Source organism: Kribbella shirazensis, from assembly GCF_011761605.1.
GTDB classification, from domain to species: Bacteria; Actinomycetota; Actinomycetes; order Propionibacteriales; family Kribbellaceae; genus Kribbella; species Kribbella shirazensis.
In genome coordinates this window covers 8,171,947-8,189,163 of the sequence record NZ_JAASRO010000001.1, presented here as the reverse complement: position 1 = coordinate 8,189,163, position 17,217 = coordinate 8,171,947, and the positions used below count along the sequence as shown (strand labels likewise).

General features: G+C 70.8%; 15 protein-coding genes. 10 read left to right on the top strand and 5 right to left on the bottom strand.

Going from position 1 to position 17,217, the window contains the following annotated elements; genetic code table 11:
* Window positions 1-48 precede the first annotated feature (48 nt).
* Together BJY22_RS39010 and BJY22_RS39005 are read left to right on the top strand one after the other, a co-directional pair.
* On the top strand, window positions 49-2,961 hold the full coding sequence (locus BJY22_RS39010; RefSeq protein ID WP_167217065.1) for a glycosyltransferase family 2 protein: 2,913 nt from the start codon (window positions 49-51) through the stop codon (window positions 2,959-2,961).
* Entirely contained in the window at window positions 2,958-4,439 is a 1,482-nt protein-coding gene (locus BJY22_RS39005; RefSeq protein WP_167217063.1) for a DUF5719 family protein, read from the top strand. The genes BJY22_RS39010 and BJY22_RS39005 overlap by 4 nt, the downstream gene beginning before the upstream one ends.
* On the opposite strand, the gene BJY22_RS39000 is transcribed toward BJY22_RS39005, so the two are convergent.
* Window positions 4,440-4,823, bottom strand: a complete 384-nt coding sequence (locus BJY22_RS39000; RefSeq protein WP_167217061.1) for a DUF3499 family protein — start codon at window positions 4,821-4,823, stop codon at window positions 4,440-4,442.
* Window positions 4,824-4,854: 31 nt separating this feature from the next.
* On the opposite strand from BJY22_RS39000, the gene BJY22_RS38995 reads away from it, so the two are divergent.
* From BJY22_RS38995 to BJY22_RS38985, 3 genes are all read left to right on the top strand, one after another.
* The gene (locus tag BJY22_RS38995; RefSeq protein WP_337759802.1) at window positions 4,855-5,301 is read left to right on the top strand and encodes a metallopeptidase family protein; all 447 of its coding nucleotides are present in this window, start codon (window positions 4,855-4,857) and stop codon (window positions 5,299-5,301) included.
* Window positions 5,302-5,407: 106 nt separating this feature from the next.
* A complete protein-coding gene (locus BJY22_RS38990) occupies window positions 5,408-6,484 on the top strand; it encodes a Gfo/Idh/MocA family oxidoreductase (RefSeq protein ID WP_167217059.1) in 1,077 nt (358 codons plus the stop codon).
* Window positions 6,477-7,220 carry a ThuA domain-containing protein gene (locus BJY22_RS38985; RefSeq protein ID WP_167217057.1) on the top strand — a complete coding sequence of 248 codons (744 nt, stop codon included), beginning with the start codon at window positions 6,477-6,479 and terminating at the stop codon, window positions 7,218-7,220. The genes BJY22_RS38990 and BJY22_RS38985 overlap by 8 nt, the downstream gene beginning before the upstream one ends.
* A 32-nt stretch (window positions 7,221-7,252) precedes the next feature.
* Here BJY22_RS38985 and BJY22_RS38980 read toward each other — a convergent pair whose 3' ends face one another.
* Genes BJY22_RS38980 through BJY22_RS38970 form a run of 3 tightly spaced genes read right to left on the bottom strand, consistent with a single transcriptional unit; the run spans window position 7,253 to window position 11,828 of the window.
* Entirely contained in the window at window positions 7,253-7,900 is a 648-nt protein-coding gene (locus tag BJY22_RS38980) for an ATP-binding cassette domain-containing protein (RefSeq protein ID WP_167217055.1), read from the bottom strand.
* Window positions 7,897-8,736 (bottom strand): ABC transporter ATP-binding protein, encoded by an 840-nt coding sequence (locus BJY22_RS38975; RefSeq protein ID WP_167217053.1) that lies wholly within the window; start codon window positions 8,734-8,736, stop codon window positions 7,897-7,899. Before BJY22_RS38975 ends, BJY22_RS38980 begins: the two co-directional genes overlap by 4 nt.
* Window positions 8,733-11,828 (bottom strand): FtsX-like permease family protein, encoded by a 3,096-nt coding sequence (locus BJY22_RS38970; protein WP_167217051.1) that lies wholly within the window; start codon window positions 11,826-11,828, stop codon window positions 8,733-8,735. The genes BJY22_RS38975 and BJY22_RS38970 overlap by 4 nt, the downstream gene beginning before the upstream one ends.
* Before the next feature lie 169 nt (window positions 11,829-11,997).
* Here BJY22_RS38970 and BJY22_RS38965 point away from each other — a divergent pair, with 169 nt between their 5' ends.
* The 5 genes from BJY22_RS38965 to BJY22_RS38945 are packed head-to-tail and all read left to right on the top strand — an operon-like array spanning window position 11,998 to window position 16,807.
* Complete coding sequence (locus BJY22_RS38965; RefSeq protein WP_167217049.1) at window positions 11,998-13,368, top strand: phosphomannomutase/phosphoglucomutase; 1,371 nt, start codon at window positions 11,998-12,000, stop codon at window positions 13,366-13,368.
* A gap of 10 nt (window positions 13,369-13,378) precedes the next feature.
* Complete coding sequence (locus BJY22_RS38960; RefSeq protein ID WP_167217047.1) at window positions 13,379-13,585, top strand: Trm112 family protein; 207 nt, start codon at window positions 13,379-13,381, stop codon at window positions 13,583-13,585.
* On the top strand, window positions 13,585-14,661 hold the full coding sequence (locus BJY22_RS38955) for an SIS domain-containing protein (RefSeq protein WP_167217045.1): 1,077 nt from the start codon (window positions 13,585-13,587) through the stop codon (window positions 14,659-14,661). The genes BJY22_RS38960 and BJY22_RS38955 overlap by 1 nt, the downstream gene beginning before the upstream one ends.
* The gene (manA, locus tag BJY22_RS38950) at window positions 14,655-15,821 is read left to right on the top strand and encodes a mannose-6-phosphate isomerase, class I (protein WP_167217043.1); all 1,167 of its coding nucleotides are present in this window, start codon (window positions 14,655-14,657) and stop codon (window positions 15,819-15,821) included. Before BJY22_RS38955 ends, manA begins: the two co-directional genes overlap by 7 nt.
* 26 nt (window positions 15,822-15,847) lie before the next feature.
* Entirely contained in the window at window positions 15,848-16,807 is a 960-nt protein-coding gene (locus tag BJY22_RS38945; RefSeq protein WP_167217040.1) for a cation diffusion facilitator family transporter, read from the top strand.
* Here the strand turns inward: BJY22_RS38945 and BJY22_RS38940 are convergent.
* Entirely contained in the window at window positions 16,804-17,163 is a 360-nt protein-coding gene (locus tag BJY22_RS38940) for a MerR family transcriptional regulator (RefSeq protein WP_167217038.1), read from the bottom strand. The two genes, BJY22_RS38945 and BJY22_RS38940, sit on opposite strands and share 4 nt — an antisense overlap.
* Window positions 17,164-17,217 lie beyond the last annotated feature (54 nt).

The following is a 17,217-nucleotide window of genomic DNA, read 5'->3' as shown; positions in this document are numbered from 1 at the left end:
CTGCGGTCACGGTGACCGTCCGCAAGCATCGAGGTGTCACAGCTCCGCATGGAACAAGAAGCCCCGGCCGGCTGGGAGTTCTTCGACTCCGTCGACTTCCCGACCGATCACATCGACGACCCGATGGGTCGTCCGCGGGTCCGGCATGTCGTCACCGCGGTGGTGGTCGGGCATGAGGGCGCGGCCTGGCTGCCGCGGCTGTCCGAGGCCTTGTGGGCGCTCAATCCCCGTCCGGACCGGCTGATCGCGGTCGACACCGGATCCACCGACGAAACGGCCGAACTGCTCGCCGCGATGCCCGGTGTCGAGCCGGTGGTCAGCGTCTCCGCGCGGACCGGCTTCGGCGTGGCGGTCGCGCGCGGCCTCGAGGCGCACGGTTTCGCGCCGATCCCGAGCGCCGTCGGACCGTACGGCGACGACGGCCACATGCCCGTGGTGGAGTGGCTGTGGCTGCTGCACGACGACTGCGCACCGGCCCCGAAGGCCCTGGAGAAATTGTTGCTCCAGGCTACTATGTCGCCGAACACCGCGGTCTGGGGCCCGAAACTGCGGCTCTGGCCGCGGGACCGTGAGCTGCTCGAGGTCGGCGTCACCACGTCGCTCGGCGGCCGCCGCGACACCGGCATCGAGAACGGCGAGCTCGACCAGGGCCAGCACGACCAGCCGCGCAACGTCCTCGCGGTCAGCTCGGCCGGCATGCTGGTACGGCGCGACGTGTGGGAGGCACTGCACGGTTTCGACCCGCGGCTGCCGATGTTCCGCGACGACATCGACTTCGGCTGGCGGGCGAGCCGCGCCGGGTACCAGGTCGGCGTCGCGCCCGACGCGGTCGTCTACCACGCGCAGGCCGCGGCCACCGGTGAGCGAGCGCTCGCCGGCACCCGGCGGCACGCGTACCAACTCGACCGCGCCCACGCGTACTACACCGTTCTCGCGAACGCGCCCGGCAAGCTCCTGCCGCTGCTGATCCTGCGGTTCCTGTTCGGGACCGTGATGCGCTCGATCTGGTTCCTGCTCGGCAAGACGCCCTCCGGCGCCGTCGACGAGTGGACCGCCCTGCTCGGCACCCTGCTGGCCGGCGGCTGGACAACGGCCCGGAAGAACCGCCGCAGCCTCGACAGGGTTCCGTACGACGACATCAAGGGACTGTTCTCCCGGTCCGTGCACGCACTGCGGCACAACCTGGAGGAAACCACCAGCACGATCTCCGAGCGGATCCGTGAAGCCTGGGCGGACGAACCCGAGGAACAGGTCGTCACCACGGCCCGCCGCGCCAAGTCCACCGCACGGGTCGCAACCGACCAGCCGCGGTGGCGACGGCAGCTGATCCGGCGGCCGTTCCTGATCGCGTGGGTCGTGCTGGCGATCGGTGCGCTGGTGGCAGCGCGCGATCTCATCGGCGGCGGCGTACTGCGCTCCAGCCTGCTGCTCCCGGCGCACGAGAACATCGCGGCGCTCTGGCACGCGGCGGCATCGGCTCCACCTGGCGTGACGCCACCGGCCTGGCTGGCGCAGTTGTGGGCCTTCTCGACAGTCTTGTTCGGTCCGACCGGTGCGACGAACGTCCTGCTGCTCGGCGCGGTCCCACTGGCCGGTCTGGCCGCGTGGGCGTTGCTGCGCGCGTTCGTCGTCGACCGCGTGGCGAGGGCCTGGGGCGCCTCGGCGTACGGGCTGGCTGTCTTCACCAACGGTGCGATCTCGCAGGGACGGCTCGGGACGTGTGTGGCGGCGATCGTGCTGCCGCTGCTCGGCGCCGCGGTTCACACCGTCGCCCGGCGGCGGCGCGTCGTCGTTCAGGGCAGCTGGCGGGCCGCGTGGTTCGCCGGGATCTGTCTGGCGGTGCTGTTCGCGTTCACGCCGGCGCTTGGTCTGCTGGTCGCGGTGCTTCTGGTCCTCGGTGCGGTGTTCGGGCTCGGCTGGCGGCGCCAAGGGCGTCAGCTGGTGTTCTCCGTCGTGCTGGGCCTGTTACTCGTGCTGCCGTGGGTCCTCGAGCTGGTGCGGCACCCGTCGAAGCTGGGCCAGGAGGCGGGCGGTCCTCCGACTGCTGCGGTCGGTCCGGGTGACAGCCTGCCGCATCTGCTGACGGGTACGCCGATCGGTGCGCCCGCGCCCTGGTGGTTCGCCGTACCGCTGATTCTGGTGGCGCTGGTCAGTCTGTTGCGTCAGTCGCGGCAGCGGTACGAGTTGCTCGGCTGGTTCGCCGCGCTGGCCGGTCTGGCCGGGACGCTGGTCGCCAGCCGGCTCGGTGGCGGCAGCGGACCGTTGATGTTCCTGATGACAGCGGGCTGGGTCATCGCTGTCACGGTCGCGTGGGACTCGGTCGGCAAGTCGACCGAGATCATCGTCCAGGGCGTGCTCGGGATCGTGCTGGTGACGACGGTGGTGACGGCGGGTTTCTGGCTGGTGCGCGGGGCCGACGGCCCGTTGTGGCGCGGTCCCGCTCAGGACCTCCCGGCGTACCTGGTCGCCTCGCAGGATCCGCCGGACAACCAGTCGATCCTGGTGGTGCGTAAGGCACCGGGCGGTCAGATGCGGTTCTCACTGGTCAAGGACGGCGGTCCGCGGATGGGTGCGCTGGAGGCGGCGCCCACGGCGGCGCAGACCAAGCCGATCACCGACGTCCTGGCGACGCTCGGCGGTGGCGGTAGCGGTGAGGAGGGCCGGCAGTTGGCCGGACTCGCGATCGACTACGTGTACCTTCCCGGCCCGGTCGACTCGACGCTGCAGGCGACGCTGGACTCGCTACCCGGTCTGACCAGGGCCAGCGCGAGCGACGGAGACGCCTCGTGGCTGGTCGACCGGTCGAAGATCGAGGGCAAGACGCCGCTGGTCGACCAGACGCATTCGGTCTGGCGGGTCCTCGGGATCATCGGCTGGCTCATCGCGCTCGTGTTCTGCCTGCCGACGGTCCGCCGCACAGTCGCCGTACCGCACGGCACCCACGCGAGGAGGGACCGGTGAGCCGGTTGCTGTCGGACCCGCGCCTCCGGATCGGCGCCGTCGTCCTTGCCATGGCCGTGCTGGCCGGGCTGAGCGTGGTCACTCATCCGCGGAAGGCGGACACCATCGCGCAGTCCGCCGTCACCGAGCCGGCCCGGACGGTGGTGAACCGTACGGCGCTCGCGTGCCCGGCGCTGTCGCCCGGCGGCAAGATGGCCGGCGTGGTGAACGCGGTCTCGCCGATCCTGCCCGAAGGGACCCCCACCGCGGAGGGGAGCGCCGAGCCGTTGTCGATCGCGGCCTTGGCGGCGACGTCCGACCCGGTCGGGTCGCTGCTGAAGCGCGGCACCATCGGTTCGAGCCCGGTGGTCGTCAAGCCGCAGCCGCTGGCCGTCCAGGGCACCGGTCCGCTCGCGGCGGGGACGGTCGGCACGAGTACGACGACCGCGCCGGAGGGCGTGAACCGCGGTATGGCGAGCGTGCCGTGCCAGGTGCCCGGATCGGACTTCTGGTTCGTCGGCGCGTCCGGGGCGGCCGACCGGCGGGACGTCCTGGTCCTGACCAACCTCGACAGCATCAACGCCGAGGTGAACGTCGGCGTGTTCGCGCGGACCGGCGCCCAGGACCTGCCCGCCGCCCGAGGCATCGTGGTCCCGGCCCACGGGACGTTCGAGCTGTACCTCAAGCAGGTCGCGCCGAACCTTCGTGACCTCGCCCTGCACGTGGAGTCGACAGGCGGCCGGGTCGCGGCAGCCGTCCGCTCCAACGCGTCGAGCAGCAACAAGCCGGTCGGTGTGGACTGGCTGAACACGTCCGCGGCGCCGGCGACGAAGGTGTTCGTCCCCGCGGTGGCGCCCGGCGCCGGTCTGCGGATCCTCTCCGTGGCGAACCCGACCGACCTGCAGGCGTCCGCCAGCCTGACGGTGAACGGGCCGAACGGGCCGTTCAAACCGGCCGGTCTGGAGACCGTGCAGATCCCGGCCGGTTCGGTGAAGACGTTCATGCTCGACCAGGTGCTGCACGGCGACCCGAGCGGGATCACGATCACGTCGGACCAGCCGGTGACCGCGTCGATGCGGGTGACCGATGCCAGTAAGACGGAGTTCTCCTCGATCGGGTCCGCGGACGCGCTGACCGGACCGGCCTACCTGGTGATACCGGCTCACAAGCAGCCCGCCGTACTGCAGGTGACCGCGCCGGGGAAGGCCGGAAGCGTGAAGTTCGAGCTGCGGGACGCGGCCGGGCGGGTGCTGGTCACACGGGCGCTGGACGTGGTCAACGGCGCGACGGCGCAGATCGCGTTCCCGGCGCAGCCGCGGCCGACGTACCTGATGGTGCAGCAGACGCGGGGCACCCTGGTCGCGGGCGTCACGCTGATGCCGGCCGCGAAGCCCGCGGACGACGACGTACCGGAGGTGGCCGCGTGGCCGCTGACGACGTCGCTGGTGTTCCGGGCTCAGCTGGGCGCTCAGCCGGACGTCAGCGCGGCGCTGCGGTAATCAGCCCTCGGAGGTGTTCGCGCCGGGGTCTTGCAGCATGCGGAGGTGGCGGCGGCGGGCGACCTCGACCGGTGCGCCCGGCGTGCCGGCGCGGGGTTCACGCGGCGGCAGGGGGCGAGCTGCCTCGCGGACCGCGTTCGCCAGGGCCTCCAGGTCGTCGGAGGACGGGCCGGCCGCGGCAGGGTCCGGAGCGAGCCGGATGACTTCCCAGCCGTTCGGAGCGGTGAGGCGGTCGGCGTGGTCGGCGCACAGGTCGTAGCAGTGCGGCTCGGCGTACGTCGCGAGCGGTCCGAGGACGCAGGTGGAGTCGGCGTACACGTAGGTGAGCGTCGAGACGGCCGGCTTCTGACATCCGGCGCGCGAACAGATCCTGGCGATGCTCACGCACAGACGTTACCCCCACTAGGCTGAGCGCGTGACCGAGGCTCGCCGTCATCGCAGGCACATCGACCGCCACGGCCGCGGCATGCTCGGCCCGATCAGCCGGCCGAGTACGTTCGCGCCGCGGGGTCTGCCGCTGCAGCGGTCCGCCGCGGCGCAGTTCGACGAGGTGGTCGCGATCGAGGTGACGCGGCTCGAGAAGCGGCTCCCGCAGGTGGTCGCGCGGGTCGAGTTCGCCATCGAGGACGTCCCGAACCTGGAGCTCGACGCCACCGAGATCCCGCTCACGCACGCCAGCGGCGGTACGTCGCACGAGCCCTACCGGATCGTCGTGTTCCGCCGCCCGATCGAGCTCCGCGCCGAGCGCTCCGGCAGCAGCCTCGCCTGGCTGGTCCGCTCCGCCCTGGTGCTCGAGCTGGCCGACGTCCTGGCGCTGTCCCCCGAGCAGATCGACCCGGATTTCGACCCCGAGGGCGACTGACCGGACGCGCGCTGACACACCGCCCCGTCCGTCGGCTGTTGATACCTGTTCCGTACTGTGGAAACAGGTTTGTGGCCTTCGTTGTCATCGGGAGAGGATCGTGGGTGTGAACGATCAAAAACTGCGGGTCGGTGTCGTAGGACTGGGTTTCGCCGGGCGGACGGCGCTGGAGGCGTTCTCCGAGCTGCCGGACGTCGAGGTGATCGCGCTGGCGGGCCTGGAGAAGGACGCCTTGACCAGCCTGGGCGAGAAGCACGGCGTACCGCATCTGTACGAGAAGTGGGAGGACCTGCTCGAGACGCCGGGGCTGGAGGCGGTCAGCATCGGTACGCCGACGCAGCTGCACGCCCCGATCGCGCTCAAGGCGCTGGACAAGGGCCTGCACGTGCTGTCCGAGAAGCCGCTGGCCCGGACGGTCGCCGAGGGCACCGCGATGGTCGAGGCGTCGAAGAAGGCCGGCCGGGTGCTGAAGGTCGTCTTCAACCACCGCGAGCGCGGTGACGTCGCGGCGCTCAAGCACCAGATCGACGAGGGCCAGCTCGGCCGGATCTACTACGCGAAGGCGCACTGGATGCGCCGCAACGGCATCCCCGGGATGGGCGGCTGGTTCACGAACCGGGAGCTGTCCGGCGGCGGCCCGCTGATCGACCTCGGCGTCCACATCCTCGACATGGCGCTGCACCTGATGGGCGAGCCGCAGGTCAGCACGGTGTCCGCGGACACCTTCGCCGAGCTCGGCCCGCGCGGCAAGGGCAGCCGCGACCCGAACGCGAACACGCTCGGATCGGCGTTCGAGGTGGAGGACCTGGCCACGGCGTACCTGCGGTTGAAGGGCGGCGGCGCGCTGCAGCTGGAGACCAGCTGGGCGACGTTCCGGGCGCCGGGTGACAACTTCGGGATCGAGCTGTTCGGGACCGACGGCGGCGCCAAGATCGAGGTGCAGAACTACACCAACGAGGACACGCTGCGGATCTTCACCGACGTCGGCGGCGTACCCGCCGAGGTGAAGCCGGCGACCGGCGCGGGGCTCGGGCACCGCGCCGTCGTGCGCGAGTTCGTCCGGATCGTCAAGAGCGGTGAGTGGGAAGGCCAGAACGGGTCCGAGGCGCTGCTGCGGACCGAGATCATCGACGCCTGCTACGCCTCGGCGAAGGCGGGACGAGAGGTTGTGCTCAATGACTGAACCCATTCGCGTCACGGTGTGGGGCGAGAACGTCCATGAAGACCGCGACGAGTCGGTGCGCAAGGTCTACCCGGACACCATGCACGAGACGATCGCGGCGGCGCTGCGGGACAAGCTCGGGCAGGACGTCGTCGTCCGTACCGCGTGGCTGCAGCAGGAGGAGCACGGCCTGACCGAGGAGGTGCTCGCCGACACCGACGTGCTCACCTGGTGGGGTCACGCCGCGCACGGCGACGTCGACGACGCGGTCGTCGACCGGGTGCAGAAGCACGTGCTGTCCGGGATGGGCCTGATCGCGCTGCACTCGGCGCACTTCAGCAAGATCTTCATCAAGCTGATGGGTACGACGTGCTCGCTCGACTGGCGCGCCGAGAACGACCGTGAGCTGATCTGGACCGTCGCCGCCGGCCACCCGATCGCGCAGGGCATCCCGCACCCGCTGGTGATCGAGCGCGAGGAGATGTACGGCGAGCTGTTCGACATCCCGCAGCCCGACGAGCTGGTGTTCGTCAGCTCCTTCACCGGGGGCGAGGTGTTCCGCTCCGGCTGCTGCTACCGCCGCGGTCAGGGCCGGGTCTTCTACTTCCGCCCCGGCGACCAGGAGTACCCGACGTACCACCAGCCCGAGGTCCAGCAGATCATCGCCAACGCCGCTAAGTGGGCCGCGCCGACCAGCCCGCGCCAGCTGCCGACGGTCCACCACCGCAAGAACCCGGGCTGGTTCGAAACGGCCTAGGCCCTGTCTGGCGATCCATCGCCAGACAGAACCTAGAGCCTCCGCTGCCAGGTCAGGTGGCCTTCGTCCATGGTGGCGTGGCCGTCGGCGCCGGCCGCGACGTTGAGGTCGTGGGTCGCCATGATGACCGCGGCGCCGCGGCCGGCTTCCCGGCGGAGGAGGTCGAGGACTCGTTCACGGTTCGTGCCGTCGAGTTCGCTGGTGGACTCGTCGGCGAGGATGATTCGGCCCTGCTGGGCGAGTCCACGGGCGACGGCGACGCGTTGCTGCTCGCCGCCGGACAGTTCCTCGACCAGATGGTCGCCGCTGTCCTGGAGCCCGACATCGGCCAGTGCCTGCTCGACCTGCCGGTCGACCGCTTCCGGGTCGGTGCGCTGTGCGAGCAGCGGCAAGGAGAGATTCTCCCGGGCAGTCAGTACCCGGGCCAGACCGTTGCCCTGCGGGATCAGTACGACGCCGTGCGCCGCGGCGGTGGGCCGGTCGCTGATCGTGAGACCGTCCACCTCGACCTGGCCGGAGCTCGCCCGGACCGCGCCGGCGAGGGCCCACAGCAGCGAGCTCTTGCCGGCCCCGGACGGCCCGCTGACCGCGAGGACGAACCCGGGCGGGACCCGCAGGGAAACGTCCGCCACCGCGACCAGGTCGTCGTAGGCGACGGTGAGCTTGGTGACGGTGATCACGACTGACCTTCTTGCTGTACGGGGTTCAGGCGAACGTCGCCGTCCTCGGTGGTGGTGACGCGGAGCAGGGTTCCAGGCGGCAGCAACTCGGCGACGTGCGGCGGCAGCGGCAGCGAACCATCGGCGGCGACGACCGCGAACTCCTCGCCGCTGCGCCCTTCGGATGCGATCCGCCCGTCGCGGATCGTGACGGTGCGGGGAAGTGACGCAGCGACCTCTGGGTCGTGGGTGACCAGCAGCACCGTCATGCCGGTGCTCGTGTTGATGGTCGAAATCGCGGCAAGAACCTCGTCCCGGGCCCGGTGATCCAGCTGGCTCGTTGGCTCGTCGGCCAGCAGCAGGCCGGGGAACGTGGCGATTCCCACTGCGACCGCGCAGAGCTGGATCTGCCCGGGGGTCAGCGAGGGCAGCGGAGTACGGGCGTGGTCGGTCAGACCGACCAGGTCGAGTACGTCCTCCGGCGTCGGCAAGGACCGGTCGCGAGACGCGGCGCGCTGTGCGTAGCGGACGTTGTCCAGAGGTGACAGGTACGGGATGAGGTTGCGACCGGCTCCCTGCAACACGATGCCGACGTCACGGGCGCGCATCCGGTCGAGCTCGGGCTCGGTCATCGTAGTCAGGTTGTGCTCGCCGATCTGCAGGCGCCCGGCGCTCGGCGTCAGCAGTCCACCACACAGCTGAAGCAGCGTGGACTTGCCGGCGCCGGACGGGCCGAGCAGACCGACGAACTCACCGGGCCGCACAGTGATCCCGATACCCGACAAGGCGGCCACGTCATGGCCTTGGCTCCGGTAGATGTGGACCAGGCCGCTGGTGCTGATCGCCAGTCCGCTCATGACAGTTCCTCCCGGATCCGGCTGTAGCCCGCCCGCCGGTTCACGCTGGTGCCCAGCACCAGCGTTGTCGCCGTCAGCACGACGGTGCCGGCCAGCCAGAGGATCACCGCTCCGGGCCAGTTGATCGCCAGGTCGAGCGGAATCGGCGACGGTTCGGCGGTTTCCGCGAAGAGCGGGAACATCGGTAGCGCGATGTGAGCGCCGACGATGCCGCAGGCCGACCCGAGCAGCGCCGCCAGTGCGACCGGTCCGGTCTGTTCCCAGCGCGCGGCCCCACCGGTCGTGCTCGCCGGTACGCCGTTGATCCGCAGGCTCGCGTAGTCCTGGGCCCGGGATCGCCAGGAGCTGACGGCCGTCAGCAGCAGCACGATGACCGCTAGGGCCCAGCTGGCGAGGCCGACGACCGGAGTGAGCTGGAGGGCGAGTGCGCTGGCGGAGCGCCCGTACCCATCGATCCGGTCCGACCGCCGGTCGACGAGCGTAGGGGTGACCCCGGCCGCGGTCAGGCCGTCCATGATCTTGCCGACGTTCGCGAGCCCGTCGGCGTTGAGCCAGAGCTCGAACTCCGTCGAAGCGCGGTCGACGCCCCCGCCGAAACGGCGAGCGGTCTCCAGGTCGAGGACGGCGACCAGGTCGGTGTGGCGCGGCACCGGGATCAGGGGGTTGCCGACCCCGGCGATCGGGATCGAGATCCCGTCGAGGCCGGGCACCGTCAGAGCTTCGCCGACGGTGTCCGGGCTCACCAGCGCCGGCGCCGGCGTGGGGATCGCGGCATGCTGGAGGTTCAGTTCGCCGCCGATGCTGGTCACGTCGAGTGCCAGCCCGTTCGGCGCTTTCCTGGCCGCGATGCTGCCCTGGTCGGCTCCCCGCTGCGAGCCGTTCGTCCAGTCCTGCGTCCGGCCCAGGGGGATCGACTGCTGGGTGTCGGTCGCCAGGCGGCTGATCGGGATCTCGCCCTTGACACCGGCAGTGTCACCCACTTCGCGAGACACCCCGAGCCGGAGCAGCTGACAGGACGGCAGGCAGCCGAGCGCCGCACTCAGCGTGACCGGACCGCGCCGCCCCAGCGGTATCGGCGGGAAACGCACCAGATAGCGCCCCCCGCTGCTCTGGTTGACCACCGTCGCCTGCAGGACCACCGACTTGGCCGGCTCCTCGGGAGGAGGAACCACGCTGTCACCGGCGGGTGGCTCGTACGACGTCATCGCGCCGGCGTCGGCGGTCACCGTCAGCCGCTGACCGGTCAGCTCGATCGGTTTCGGCTCTGTGGGCGCCTGGAGCTTGCGGAAGCCCTCGGCATCGGTGAGCCGATCGCCGCGGAAGGCGATCCGCCGATAGCTGTCCGGTTCGATCAGTACGGCGCGCAGACCGTCCGCCGACGGCGGACTGGTGAGTACGACGGGGGTCAGCCACTGCCGGTCCGGATCGACCTTGTCGGCTGCCGCGGTGAAGACGCCGAGGCTGGTGGGTTCGATCGCCAGTACCGCCTCGGCGCCGGCCTCGTAGCCGGCCCGGGTGTCCCGGTTGCGATCGGCGACCGACGCCGCCTGACCGGCGAACGAGGTCAGGCCGGTCGCGACGGCGACCACGGCGACGAGCCGCGTCACGGCCGGGCGCCGGGCTACCTGCAGCGCGCCGAGCGCGAGACCGAGCCGCCCCCTGCGCAGCGCACGCCTGCTGACCAGCCCCGCGGCCGGCAACAGCAGATGTGCGAAGGCGAGTCCTGCTGCCAGAGCGAGCAAGGTGGGAGTCAGGATGGGGAGGGGGCCTCGTCCGCCACTGGTCAGTCCGGTCACCAGCCCGGCCGATGCGACGACGATGACGGTGAGATCGATCAGACCGATCGGGCGGTGGCGTCCGCGGAGCGGAATCCGCCGGAGCAGGCTGGAGATCGGCCGGCGGGCGACGGTGCGGACCGACAGCGCGACGACCGTCAGCCCGGCCAGAGCCGCCACGGCGACCGCTGCCGGAACCGTCCACGGCACCTCCAGCGGCGCAACTCCGCCCAGCCAGGTCTCTCGTACGGTGAGGAGCATTGCGAAACCGGCCGCCCCGCCGGCCAACGTACCGAGCAGCACGGGCACGCTCAGCTCGACGGCGAGCCTCCGGCCTGTCGCGCCGGTGCCCGACCCGCGCAGTCGCGAGACCCCCAGTTCCGGTCGGCGCTGGTCGACCACCGTGGCCAGCGCCAGCGCCAGCACGACCACTCCGAACAGGGCCAGTTGCACCATCACCAGCGGGATGATCGTCGTGGCCTGCCGTCGCTCCGTCTCGATGCCGTCGATGACCCCGATCAGTCCTGAGCTGTTCCGCGCGTCGATGCCGCGTTCGGCGATCTGGGCTTCGAGTTGATCGGTGACCTGCCGGATCCGATCGAGGTCGTCGACTCGCGCGCTTCCCTGCTGCGGGCGGGTGTCCAGCGTCGAGTAGGCGTCCCAGTACCCCGCGGAGAGGGTGCCCCGCTCGGCGAGCAGGAAGTCGCCCAGCGGGGGCTGGGAGTCACTGGCCTGCCGCGAGTTCCCGGTCGGTCTGCGGCCGAACCAGTAGGTGGCTTCGGCGTCCGCCTGGTAGATCCCGACCACGCGGAGCGGGCTGCGCTTGGGGTCGCTGGCGGTCTGGGCCCTGAGCGTCGCCCCGACCGTCAGACCGAAGTTCTTCGCGTCCGCTGACGATGCGGCGACCTCGCCGGGGCCGCGGGGGCACCGGCCGGCGGTCAGTTCGAGTTGGGCGCAGTAGCCGTCCCGCCACACCACCCGGCCTTCGACGGTAGGTCTGGCGTTGCCGAGACCCCAGATCACTACGGCGGTCCGTCCGTACACCGGCGGGGTGAACAGCTGCTTCAGGTCGGCCGGGACGAGCTGGGCGAGGTCCTCCGGCCGGGTCGATTCGGCCGATCCGTCGGCCGCCGTCGACTTGAGCTGCCAGGCTGCGGAGTTCCACTGGTGCGTCAGGGCCTCGGTGGTGACGGTCTGTTCGACCGCCCGGGCGAACCAGGGCGCGAACGCCGCGCACGTGCCGATCAGCAGACTGATCCCGGCCAGGACCAGGCCTTGGGACCTCCGGTACCGCAGAGCCTGCCGCAAGAACGTCATTGGCCACCCCCAGCCGCCAGGCCACGCCTCGCGGTGACCAAGAACCGAACATACGAAACCGGAGAGGCAGCGTCAGGACACCTGCTGACAACGATGCTCAGTTGTTGCCTGCGGTGCGGGGACCGAGGCTGAGATACGGGTTGGTCGGTGGGCCGGATAGGGTCCACGCATGGTTGACGTTGCGGCGATCTTCAAGGCGTACGACGTGCGCGGGGTCGTCCCGGACCAGTTGGACGAGTCGGTGGCCCGGGCGACCGGGGCGGCGTTCGTCGAGGTCCTGGACGTGCTCGCGGGTCCTGGGGCGGTCGTGATCGGGTACGACATGCGGCCGTCCAGCCCGGCGCTGGCGGCCGCGTTCGCCGAGGGTGTGACCAGCACGGGCGCGGATGTGATCGACATCGGCCTGGCGTCCACCGACCAGCTGTACTTCGCGTCCGGGCGGCTCGACCTGCCCGGCGCGATGTTCACCGCCAGCCACAACCCGGCCAAGTACAACGGCATCAAGATGTGCCGCGCGGGTGCGGCGCCGGTCGGCGCCGACTCCGGTCTGCGGGACATCGCCGACCTGGTCGCCAAGGCGCTGACCGAGGGGCCGGCGACCGGCGCGACGCCGGGCCACATCACCCGCAAGAACCTGCTGACCGCCTACGCCGACCACCTGCACGACCTGGTCGACCTGAGCGGCATCCGCCCGCTCACCGTGGTCGTCGACGCCGGCAACGGCATGGGCGGCCACACCGTCCCGGCCGTCTTCGCGGAGGGCCCGGTGACGATCGTCCCGCTGTACTTCGAGCTGGACGGCAACTTCCCGAACCACGAGGCCAACCCGCTCGACCCGAAGAACCTGGTCGATCTGCAGGCCAAGGTCCGCGAGACCGGCGCCGACCTCGGCCTCGCCTTCGACGGCGACGCCGACCGCTGCTTCGTGGTGGACGAGCAGGGCGACCCGATCTCCCCGAGCGCGATCACCGGCGCGGTCGCCGTCCGCGAGCTGGCCAAGCACCCGGGCTCGACCGTCATCCACAACCTGATCACCTCGAAGGCCGTCCCGGAGCTGGTCACCGAGCACGGCGGTACGCCGGTGCGCTCCCGCGTCGGGCACTCCTACATCAAGCAGCAGATGGCCGAGACCGACGCCGTGTTCGGTGGCGAGCACTCGGCGCACTACTACTTCCGCGACTTCTGGCGCGCCGACACCGGCATGCTGGCCGCGCTGCACGTGCTGGCCGCGCTGGGTGAGCAGGACAGGCCGGCCAGTGAGCTGTTCGCGGAGTTCGAGCGGTACGCCGCGTCCGGCGAGATCAACAACAAGGTCGAGGACGCGGCGGCGACGGTCGCGGCGATCGAAGACACGTACGCGGGTCGCGAGGGCATTACCGTTGACCATCTGGACGGTCTGACAGTGTCGGCGGGACAGTGGTGGTTCAACGTCCGTGCGTCGAACACGGAGCCGCTGCTGCGGCTGAACGTCGAGGCCGCGGACCGGGCCACGATGGAACGCGTCCGTGACGAAGTACTGGCCCTGATCACTGGTTCGTAGGGAGAACTGAATGGCAGTCAATCTGGACCCGGACCTGCTGAGCATCCTGGTCTGCCCGAAGTGCCGCTCGGAGTTCCGCGTGGACGACGAGGCGAACGAGCTGATCTGCACCAACGCCGGCTGTGCGCTGGCGTACCCGGTGCGTGACGACATCCCGGTGCTGCTGATCGACGAGGCCCGGGACACCCGTGCGGAGTCCGAACCCGCGAGCAACTGATGAGCCTTTTCGACGACACCCGGCTGGACGACCCGGCCGCACTCGAGGCGGCGGACCATCTGCTGCGCCGCCTGGCGATGGCCGGCGCGAGGGTCCGGGCCGAGCTGGAAGCCGCGGAGGACGTGCTGTCCAAGGTGACGTCGGACGGTTTCCGTCCGCGTGCCGTGGTCGCCGCCGGCCGTGACGCCCGGCTGGTCCGGGCCGTGCTGGAGCCGGTCTGCCCGGTCCCGTTCCTCGCCTGGCCCGGTCCGGGACTGCCCGGCTGGGCAGGCCCGCTGGACCTGGTCGTCGTACTCGCCGGTGCCACCGAGGACTCGGACGCGGTCTCGGCCGCCGGTGAAGCGGTACGGCGTGGTTGCGGGCTGATGGTCGCCGCGCCGGAGGACTCGCCGGTCGCGATCGCCTCCGCCGGTCTGAGGCACGCGATCCGGCTGCCGTCCCAGTCCGACGACCAGCTGGCGTCCGCGGTCGCCGTACTCCAGGCGCTGCACCAGATGGAGCTGGGGCCGGAGGTGGACCACAAGGCCGTCTCGGCGATGCTGGACGACGTGGCGATCGAGTGCTCGCCCAACACCGACGTGGCGTCCAACCCGGCCAAGGACCTCGCACTGGTGCTGGCGGACGCGCTGCCGCTGGTCTGGGGTGGTTCTGTGCTCGCAGCGCGTGCGGCGCGCCGTGTGGTCGAGGCGCTGCGACTGGCGAGCGGACGGCCCGCTCTGGCTGCTGACGCGGGGCATCTGCTCCCGGTGCTCAACCAGCCGCCGCGGGACCTCTTCGCGGACCCGTTCGACAAGCCGGAGGAGCTGCGGCCCGCTCTGGTCATCCTGGACGACGGTGTGGACGACCCGGGTGTCACCGAGCACCGCCGCAAGCTGGAATCGAAGGCGCAGGCGCACGACGTCCGCGTGTACACGGTGACGCAGGCGAACGGTACGGACATCGCCCGCTACGCCGCCTTGACCCAGCACGGTCGCTACGCCGCGGCGTACCTCGGCATCGGCCTGGGCCGCTACGGTCCGGCGACCGAAGACGACCCGATCGAGCTAGGCAATCCCTCGGAGGACCCAGCGTGGTAGTGCCGCTGCAGAACACCGTCCGCGACTACGCGTGGGGCTCACCGACCGCGCTCCCCGAGCTGCTCGGGGTGGAGCCGGACGGGAAGCCGCAGGCGGAGCTGTGGATGGGCGCGCACGAGTCGGCACCGTCGGTGCTGCCGTCCGGCGAGACGTTGTACGACGCGGTGTCGTCCGACCCGGCCGCGGTGCTGGGCGAAGAGACGGCCGAGCGCTTCGACGGCCGGTTCCCGTTCCTCGCGAAGTTGCTGGCCGCCGCGCAGCCGTTGTCGATCCAGGCGCACCCCTCGCGGGAGCAGGCGATCGACGGGTACCGGCGCGACGAGGAGGCCGGGATCCCGCGGGACGCCGCGGACCGGAACTACAAGGACGCCTGGCCGAAGCCGGAGATCCTGATCGCGCTCGAGCCGTTCGACGCGCTGGTCGGCTTCCGGCCGCTGGATCGCACGGTCGCGCTGCTGGACGCGCTGGCGCCGGCCGGGTTCGGCGAGCTCAAGGAGCAGCTCCGCAACGGCAAGCTGCGCGAGGCGTTCACCGACTTCATGAGTCGCGACCGGGACGCGATCCGTCCGCTCGTCGGGGCGCTCGGCGAGGCCGTGGCGCAGTACACCGGGGAGGCGTTCGCCCTGGAACGGGAGACGCTGGCGAAGCTGTGCGCGGACTTCGCGGACGACCCCGGCGTGCTCGCGGCCCTGCTGCTGAACAGGGTCCGCCTGGAGCGGTTCGACGCGGTGTATCTGCCCGCCGGGAACGTGCACGCGTACCTGCGCGGGCTCGGGTTCGAGGTGATGGCGAACTCGGACAACGTCCTGCGCGGCGGGCTGACCAGCAAGCACATCGACGTACCCGAGCTGGTCTCGGTGGTGGACTTCGAGCCGCTGGCCGATCCGGTGCTGACCGCGACCGCACTCGGTGACGGCGTGGCGACGTACGAGACGGGATGCGAGTACTTCGCGATCCACCGCGTCGAGCTGGACCGCGACGAGCGGACCGTCGACGGGGTGGGGCCGCGGATCGTCTGCTGTGTCGACGGCACGGTCGATGCCGCGAGCAAGGAGTCCGTCGTGACGTTGTCCGCTGGTCAGTCCGCGTTCGCCGCAGGACCCGAAGAACCCTGTACCCTGCGTGGGTCCGGCACGGCGTTCGTCGTGTCCGCCCGTTGAGATTTTTCCGGAGGATTTGAGCAACCATGGCTGGTGGCGGAACCAAGGCCGTTGTCGCGGCTTTGCTGGCGAACACCGGGATCGCGATCACCAAGTTCGCCGCCTGGGGTCTGACCCAGTCGGCGTCCATGCTCGCCGAGGCGATCCACTCGGTCGCCGACGCCGGCAACCAGGTGTTGCTGCTGGTCGGCGGGAAGCGGGCCCAGCGGGAGGCCAGCGAGCTGCACCAGTTCGGCTACGGCCGGGAGCGCTATGTGTACTCGTTCATCGTCGCGATCGTGCTGTTCAGCGTCGGTGGCCTGTTCGCGCTCTACGAGGGCTACCACAAGATCCACGACCCGCACCCGATCGAGCACTGGAAGTGGGTGCCGGTCGCGGTGCTGGTGGCCGCGATCATCATGGAGACGTTCTCGTTCCGTACCGCCATCGTCGAGGCGAACAAGGTCCGCGGAAAGGTGGGCTGGAGCAAGTTCATCCGCAACGCCCGCTCTCCTGAGCTGCCGGTGATCCTGCTGGAGGACTTCGCGGCGCTGACCGGTCTGGTGCTGGCGCTGATCGGCGTCGTCCTGACGCTTGCCACCGGCAACGGTGTGTTCGACGGCCTGGGGTCGATGGCGATCGGCGCGCTGCTGGTCTGCGTGGCGATCTTCCTGGCGATCGAGATGAAGTCGCTGCTGCTCGGCGAGTCCGCGACCCGCGAGGCGCAGCAGAAGATCGTCGCCGCGATCGAGAACACGTCCGGCGTCCAGCGGCTGATCCACATCAAGACCCTGCACCTCGGGCCGGAAGAGGTCCTGGTCGCGGCCAAGCTCGGCGTCGAGCCGACCACGGACGCGGCCGTCGTGGCCGAGACGATCAACGCCGCCGAGCGCGCGATCCGCGCCGCCGATCCGATGGCGGTCCACGTGTACCTCGAGCCGGACATCTACCTCGACGGCTACGTCCGCGACGAGCGCCCCGCCGTACCCGAGGCGCCCTCGCACTAGCGCGGTTTCGGCGGCAGTACGCCGGAGCGGCCGAGCCACCGCAGCGCGCGTTCGCGGTCGATCTCGGCCTGGGTGGGCGGTGCGGTGAGGCGGCCGGTGCGGTAGCCGAGGTTGCGGATGTCGGCCGCCACGGAGGGTTCGGCCAGCGCTCGGAGCGCGAACGCGAGCGCGGCCGGCGTCACGTCGTACCGGCGTTCCAGATCGAGCGCCAGCTGTACGGCGGCCAGGTCGCGGTCGTCGTACTGGCGCTGGGCCGTCTGCTCGGATCGTGAGCGGGGGAGCAGCCCGAGGGCCTCCCGGTAGCGCAACATGCGCGGAGTGGTACCCAGCTGGCGAGCGGCCTCGGTGATGCGCATAGCATCAATCCTGACATTTCGGTGTCAAAAACGCGCCTGGAGCGATCAAACCGC

Coding starts and splice junctions, on each gene's coding strand:
- BJY22_RS39010 (WP_167217065.1), top strand. CDS start 49: ATGGAACAAGAAGCCCCGGCCGGCTGGGAGTTCTTCGACTCCGTCGAC.
- BJY22_RS38985 (WP_167217057.1), top strand. CDS start 6,477: ATGACTGAACCCATTCGCGTCACGGTGTGGGGCGAGAACGTCCATGAA.
- BJY22_RS38975 (WP_167217053.1), bottom strand. CDS start 8,736: ATGAGCGGACTGGCGATCAGCACCAGCGGCCTGGTCCACATCTACCGG.
- BJY22_RS38970 (WP_167217051.1), bottom strand. CDS start 11,828: ATGACGTTCTTGCGGCAGGCTCTGCGGTACCGGAGGTCCCAAGGCCTG.
- BJY22_RS38965 (WP_167217049.1), top strand. CDS start 11,998: ATGGTTGACGTTGCGGCGATCTTCAAGGCGTACGACGTGCGCGGGGTC.
- BJY22_RS38960 (WP_167217047.1), top strand. CDS start 13,379: ATGGCAGTCAATCTGGACCCGGACCTGCTGAGCATCCTGGTCTGCCCG.
- BJY22_RS38955 (WP_167217045.1), top strand. CDS start 13,585: ATGAGCCTTTTCGACGACACCCGGCTGGACGACCCGGCCGCACTCGAG.
- BJY22_RS38945 (WP_167217040.1), top strand. CDS start 15,848: ATGGCTGGTGGCGGAACCAAGGCCGTTGTCGCGGCTTTGCTGGCGAAC.
- BJY22_RS38940 (WP_167217038.1), bottom strand. CDS start 17,163: ATGCGCATCACCGAGGCCGCTCGCCAGCTGGGTACCACTCCGCGCATG.